7 protein-coding genes are annotated in these 6,751 nt (G+C 40.7%); 5 read left to right on the forward strand and 2 right to left on the reverse strand.

Annotation, left to right across the window (positions count from 1 at the left end):
- The 3 genes from hemB to RQ763_RS08210 form a co-directional block, all read left to right on the forward strand.
- Positions 1-971, forward strand: a 971-nt coding sequence (gene hemB / locus RQ763_RS08200; protein ID WP_314152294.1) for a porphobilinogen synthase, incomplete at its 5' end; no start/stop codon positions are given.
- A 136-nt stretch (positions 972-1,107) separates the two neighbouring features.
- Positions 1,108-2,031, forward strand: coding sequence for an ornithine carbamoyltransferase (gene argF / locus RQ763_RS08205; RefSeq protein ID WP_314152296.1), 924 nt, complete (start codon positions 1,108-1,110; stop codon positions 2,029-2,031).
- A 4-nt stretch (positions 2,032-2,035) separates the two neighbouring features.
- A complete protein-coding gene (locus tag RQ763_RS08210) occupies positions 2,036-3,229 on the forward strand; it encodes a multiheme c-type cytochrome (RefSeq protein ID WP_314152297.1) in 1,194 nt (397 codons plus the stop codon).
- Between the two features lie 4 nt (positions 3,230-3,233).
- Here RQ763_RS08210 and trpS read toward each other — a convergent pair whose 3' ends face one another.
- Complete coding sequence (gene trpS, locus RQ763_RS08215; protein ID WP_314152302.1) at positions 3,234-4,199, reverse strand: tryptophan--tRNA ligase; 966 nt, start codon at positions 4,197-4,199, stop codon at positions 3,234-3,236.
- Between the two features lie 110 nt (positions 4,200-4,309).
- Here trpS and hpf point away from each other — a divergent pair, with 110 nt between their 5' ends.
- Together hpf and hemJ are read left to right on the forward strand one after the other, a co-directional pair.
- Entirely contained in the window at positions 4,310-4,639 is a 330-nt protein-coding gene (gene hpf / locus RQ763_RS08220) for a ribosome hibernation-promoting factor, HPF/YfiA family (protein ID WP_314152298.1), read from the forward strand.
- A gap of 2 nt (positions 4,640-4,641) precedes the next feature.
- Positions 4,642-5,064: a protoporphyrinogen oxidase HemJ gene (gene hemJ / locus RQ763_RS08225; RefSeq protein WP_314152300.1), complete on the forward strand. Its 423-nt coding sequence runs from the start codon at positions 4,642-4,644 to the stop codon at positions 5,062-5,064.
- A gap of 31 nt (positions 5,065-5,095) precedes the next feature.
- On the opposite strand, the gene der is transcribed toward hemJ, so the two are convergent.
- Positions 5,096-6,577, reverse strand: a complete 1,482-nt coding sequence (der, locus tag RQ763_RS08230; protein ID WP_314152301.1) for a ribosome biogenesis GTPase Der — start codon at positions 6,575-6,577, stop codon at positions 5,096-5,098.
- Positions 6,578-6,751: the final 174 nt, after the last annotated feature.

The following is a 6,751-nucleotide window of genomic DNA, read 5'->3' on the forward strand; positions in this document are numbered from 1 at the left end:
AAAGATTTCGTAGAACCCGCCTAAACTCCCATCTTCGCTCGCTTGTGCGTGAGACAACCGTCACCGTGAATGATTTTATCTACCCGCTTTTTGTCCGTTCGGGCGAGGGTATTAAAACAGAGGTTGCGTCTATGCCGGGTGTATTTCAGATGAGTATAGATGAGGTTTTAAAAGAGTGCGGCGAGATAAAAAAATTGGGACTCTACTCCATCATTCTCTTCGGTATTCCTGATGTAAAAGACTCTATCGGTTCAGACTCTTTGTGCGAACACGGAATCATCGCTAAAGCAATCCGCGCCGTAAAAGAGGCGCACCCCGATATGTTTGTCGTAACCGATTTGTGTTTTTGTGAATATACGGATCATGGGCACTGCGGGATTATTGATGAAAAACTAGAAACTGTAAACAATGATGCAACACTTAAAATTTCCGCACAACAGGCTATTGTTCACGCAAAAGCTGGTGCCGACATGATAGCACCTTCGGGGATGATGGACGGGATCATAGCCACACTTAGAGATGCGCTTGATGGCGCGGGGTATGAGAACCTTCCTATTATGAGCTATTCGACAAAATTTGCTTCAGGGTACTACGGACCTTTCCGTGACGTGGCTGAATCAACTCCGAGTTTCGGCGACCGTGCATCTTACCAGATGGATCCGGCAAACAGAAGAGAGGCTGTAGCGGAGAGTATATCTGATGAGCTTCAGGGTGCTGATATACTTATGGTAAAACCGGCTCTTGCGTATCTTGACATAGTAAGAGAGATAAAAGACAACACCTCTCTTCCGATGGCGGTTTACAATGTAAGCGGAGAGTATGCAATGCTTAAGATGGCGGGTAAGAACGGGCTTATTGACTATGAGAGAGTTGTTATGGAGACTATGATTGCTTTCAAGAGAGCGGGCGCGGATATCATCATCTCCTACCACGCAAAAGAGGTTGCAAAGATGCTGCAAAAGCAATCTTAAAGATAATTACTATAAACTTACGGCTTACAACTTATTGAACGCAAAATGAGCAAAGCCCGTTTTGCTACGCTAGTCGCTATGACACTAAAGCTTGCCTCTAATGAGGCAGAAAATCTTAAAAAATTTAAGGCATATTTTGAGACATTTTTTAACACTAAAAGATTTTACAAAAGAGGAGATTCTTGAGATTATCGAGACAGGACTCTCCATCAAGAAAAATTTAAAAGCAAAAATTTACAATCAAGAGCTTAAAAATCAAACGCTTGCTATGATATTTGAGAAAAGTTCTACAAGAACGCGCGTCAGCTTTGAGGCTGGAATGTTTCAGCTCGGCGGTCATGCGCTTTTTCTCTCAAACCGCGATATCCATCTAGGCAGAGGCGAGCCCATAAAAGATACGGCACGCGTCATTTCAAGCATGTGCGATATGGTAATGATAAGAACTTTCGAGCACTCCATGATAGAGGAGTTTGCACACTACTCAAAAGTTCCTGTTATAAACGGACTTACAGATTCCTATCATCCGGTGCAGCTCTTAGCCGATTATATGACACTTGTAGAGCATGGCATGGAGAAAAATATTGTAGCCGCATATGTAGGCGATGGAAACAACATGACGCACTCTTGGGTGATGCTTGCCGCAAAACTTGGTTTTGAACTAAGAGTTGCTACTCCAAAAGGGTATGAACCTGATGGGAACATACTTAAGGAAGCTCTTGTCATTGCAAAAGAGAGCGGTGCAGTTATCAAGCTTATGAACGACCCAAAAGAGGCGCTAAGCGGTGCAACTGTTGTGATAACAGATACGTGGGTCTCAATGGGGCAAGAGGAGGAGAAAGGGGAGCGTCTTAAAGTGTTTAAAGGATTTATGGTCGATGATGCCATGATGTCTCTCACTGCAGAGAATGCGAAGTTTCTACACTGCCTTCCGGCCTATAGAGGCTATGAGGTAAGCGAGAGCGTTTTTGAGAAACACTCCGAGATAATCTTTGATGAGGCGGAGAATAGACTCCACGCTCAAAAAGGGCTTATGGTCTGGCTAGATAGAAAAAGAGGATAAATTAGTGAAAAAATTATTAATCAATGCTGCTATATTGATATCAACTCTATTCGCAGCAGAGCCGGTTGAGGTAGACGATAGATTTAGTGATTCTACAAAATGCAAATCATGCCATCTTCATATAGTTAAAGAGTGGGAGCAATCTTGGCATGCAAAAAGTCATTATGAAAACAATGAGTACTTTAGAGCGACTACAGATTACGTAAGCAGGAAAACAAGAAAGAGTTTAAGCGGTGTGCAGGTTGAGTGTGCGACATGCCATAATCCGAGAATATCTGTAACAAGTACCGGTATTGATCATGAGATTATAGTCTCTATGGGACTCGGTAAAAATTCAGAGGTCAAAAAAGCGTTAGAGAACGATGTTATAAGCGAAGGTATCAACTGTATAGTTTGTCATAACATAGGTGTGATATACTCCGACAAAGATGAGACAGCCAGAGGAATAAACCGCGTAGAGTGGACAAAATCAGGTACTATGGTCGGACCTTTTGACGATGCAAGATCCCCGTATCATAAAGTTGAACATAGGGAGTATATGGATAAAGACCCCAATAAGCTCTGTTTAGTATGTCATGCAAACGATAGGTCTGTTTCAGATTTTGTTTTTATAAACATGGAAAAAGAGTATATCAATGGTGGTAAGCTTTGTGTTGATTGCCATATGGGGTCAAAAAAACAGGGTATCGCTTCAAATTTAAGAATAGATAACGGAAAGCCAAAAGAGAGAGAAGTAAGAGCACATACATTTTCAGGCGCACATACAGATACTATGTGGGAAGGTGCACTCGATTTAAGGCTAGAGCAGAAGAAAAAGGAGCTATTTGTATCTATTTTAAATTCAAATCCACATAACATACCTAGCGGATTTGGTTCAAGAGAGATAATAGCAGAACTTGTTTTTAAGAAGAGCGATGAGGTTTTAGAGACAAAAGCGCTCTCTTTGACGACTTACTATAAAGACAAAAGAGGAAAAGCGACAATTCCGCACCTTGCCGTGAGCTCTTCAGATGATTTAAGTGTGCCTGCTAATGGAAAAAGAGTGCTGAAGACTCCGGCTCAAAGAGGAGCAGACAGAGTTGAAGTTACGCTCTATTACCGTCTGGTAAATGACGAAGTTCACTCTTTACTAGACTTGACAGAGCCTATCTGGTCACAAAAGTTCTTTATAACATCTAAATCAATATCTCTAAGATAGTGATTTAGTATCTTATTCCAGTAGCGCTTCTTATCTTCTCGATGCTGGGAAGTGCTGCCTCTCTTGCCTTGATTGCACCCATATCTAAAATATCTCTTACTTCGTCCTGATGCGCTTCAAAGTACTCTCTTTTCTCTCTATACTCTCTAAAGTACTCCCACATAACCTCTGCTAAATATACTTTAAAATGCCCGTGCCCTTCGCCGCCTCTTCTGTAGCGCTCTTGCAACACTTTTAGATTTTCTCCCTCTAAAAAGAGTTTTGCCATATTGTAGACGTTGCATGTTTCATACTCTTTTGACTCTTCTACAGCAACATTTTCAGTAACGATTTTTTTGATGGTTTTTAGCTGGCTCTTCTCATCTCCGAAGATATTTACCACGTTTTTATAGCTTTTTGACATCTTCTGCCCATCAATTCCCGGAACGGTTTGTACCTCTTCTTGAACTCTAAACTCTGGAATAGTTAAAATATCTCCATATTGGTTGTTGAATTTGATAGCGATATCTCTGGCAATCTCAACATGTTGAATCTGGTCTTTTCCAACAGGAACAACCTCTGAGCCATAGAGCAGTATATCCGCTGCCATTAAAACAGGGTATGAAAAAAGAGAGTGGTTTGCCGCGATTCCCTTTGCTGTTTTATCTTTGTAGCTGTGTGCTCTCTCAAGTAAACCCATGGGTGTAAAAGAGGATAAAACCCAGTAGAGTTCAAGCACCTCTTTTACGTCTGACTGAACCCAGAAGACCGACTTTTTAGGCTCAATGCCAAGAGCTAAAAAGTCAGTTGCACACTGCATTGTAAGCTCGCCGAGACGTTTGCCATCGCTCACACTTGTCATGGCATGGTAGTTCGCTATAAAAGCAAAAGTCTGACTCTCATTTTGAGCCTCTACCATCTGCTTTATTGAACCGAAATAATTCCCGATATGAAGATCTCCCGATGGCTGGATTCCCGTCAAAACTCTCATGTAGCTACTCCAAAAATTTCTAAATTTTATTTGTGACATTATACATTTTTTAGCTTTATTTCGCTACCATTTGGCTAAAATAGGCACTCTGCCAAACAAAAGGATTTATTATGAATGTACAAATTCATGCAAAAGATGTATCTCTACACGCAAACACAAGAGCTCATATAGAAGCGGCTATCGAAGCTTTTAAGAAATATTCACTGGATATTACGACCGTAAACGTAAATATAGGAAGCGAAAAAAAGGGTGTGAGCGTAGAGTTTGACATCCATATAGCGCATGCGCAGCCAGTAGTTATAAATCAGAGTGATGAAGATTTGGACGCGGCTATTGATCTGGCAATCGAGAGAGCTACAAAGGCACTTCGCCGTCTTCATGACAAGGTGATTTCACACAAGGCAGCTTCTATTAAAGAGATGGAAGTAGTAGAAGAGTAGTCATGTACAACTGGATAGTCTGGTTTCATATACTCTCTTTTATCTCGTGGTATGCCGTACTTTTTTACCTGCCGCGTCTTTTTGTCTACCATGCCGAAAATGCCGACAATGAAGGGTTTGTAAAAGTAGTAAAAGTTATGGAGATGAAAATCTACAAATATATTGGGGTTCCGGCAATGTGGGCTACTGTTTTGAGTGGCTCTTACCTTTCCTATGAACTTGGTTTTAGCGGCAACGGCTGGCTGCATGCCAAGATCTTTTTTGTGCTTATCTTAATCGCTTTTTTCTTTTCGCTTGGATATTTTAGAGTGAAGTTTTTAAATGATGAGTGTACAAAGAGCGGTAAATTTTTCAGAGCTTACAATGAAGTTCCGACGATTTTGCTTCTGATTATTGTTGCGATGGTTATCATCAAACCATTTTAAAAGCTTAAGTGTAAAAGGAGCTTTTCTCCTTTTACTTATCCCCGCGTTTTTTAGCCTTGAAAAGAACAGGCGTTCCGCTGAAGCTAAAAGCCTCTCTTAGCTTATTTGTCAAATATCTTCTATATGTAAAGTGAAGCCCGCGCGGTTTGTTCATAACAATGGCGATTTTAGGCGGTCTAGTCTCATACTGCGTTGCATAGTATATTTTTATAATCTGTCCATGCATAGATGGAAGCTGATGTCTTCTCATCGCCTTTTCTAAAACAACATTTAGATCAGATGTTTTTATGCGCTGAGAGTAGTTTTCATTTATCTCTAAAATCATATCATGGAGTTTATCGACTCTTTTGTGTGACTTTGCAGAGAGGGTTATGATGGGTGCATAGGCGAGAAACTTAAATCGGTCTCTTACCTCTTGAATAATTTTGTCATAATCATCTCTTGAAGCGATATCCCACTTGTTTAAAACAATGATACATGCAAGACGGTTGCTGTCAACCAGACCTGCGATTTTTTCATCTAGGTCTAAAAACGGCTCGCTTGCGTCAAGAACAACAAGAGCCATATTTGAGTTCTCAAGCATCTCTTTTGTACGCATAAGAGCAAACTTCTCGATGCCGACAATCTTTCCGCGTCTTCTTAATCCCGCAGTATCGACAAAAGTAAGCTGTTTGCCTTTGTACTCGATGCTCTCATCAATAGGGTCGATAGTTGTTCCCGCTACAGAGCTCACAACTGAGCGCTCTTCGCCAAGCAGAGCATTTAAAAGAGAGCTTTTTCCGACGTTTGTGCGCCCGATAATAGAGATTTTTATATGATTGATATCGTTTTCGTCAAACTCTTTGATTCTATCATTTTGTGCAAAGATGGAGTCATCTTCAAAGTCATCCTCTTCCTCTTCATCAGTATAGAAAAAGCCGTCATCCTCTTCCTCTTCGTTATGCTCATCAAACTCAAATTCACTCTCATCTTCATCGACTAGATTTACGTCATCCTCTTCTTCGCCATCTTCTTTTACGATGTCAGAGTCTGGAATCTTGTCATACACCCACTCAAGTAGGGAGACTACGCTTCTGTTGTGCGCAACCGATATGCCAAAAATTGCATCTGTTCCAAACTCATAAAAGTCCCAAAGATTATCTTTAAGTTTGTCATTGTCAATTTTGTTGACAACCAGAGCCACATCTTTGCCCAGTGTCTGAAGCTCGTAAAATAGCTTTTTATCTTTCTCTTCAGGAATACTTTTGCCGTCTACCATGTAGAGAATAATGTCGGCTTTTTTTGCAGCTTCGAGTGATTTCTCTTTGATTTTGTCAAAAAGTTCGCACCCTTGGTCAAGCCCGCCGGTATCCAAAAGAAGAGCCTCTTTATTCATAATCATGACAGGGCGTCTTTTGACATCCCTTGTTGTTCCGGCTATATCCGATGTAATAGCATCTCTTTTTTTGACTAATCTGTTAAAAAGAGAACTTTTGCCAACATTTGGACGACCGATAATGGCGATTTTTTTCATATTTTTACCTAATTGAAGAAGATTAAATTTGTAGTTTATTTGGAATTATAGCGAAATATAAGAATTATTTTAGGTTTCTAACTGATGTTACGCGCATAAACGAACGCGTTCGTTTATGCGGCAGGGACAAATGTCCCTACAACCCCCTTGCCATGGAGTATGCCATTGGTTAGC

Origin of the sequence: Sulfurimonas sp., assembly GCF_032250635.1 — a bacterium.
Classification (GTDB): domain Bacteria; phylum Campylobacterota; class Campylobacteria; order Campylobacterales; family Sulfurimonadaceae; genus Sulfurimonas.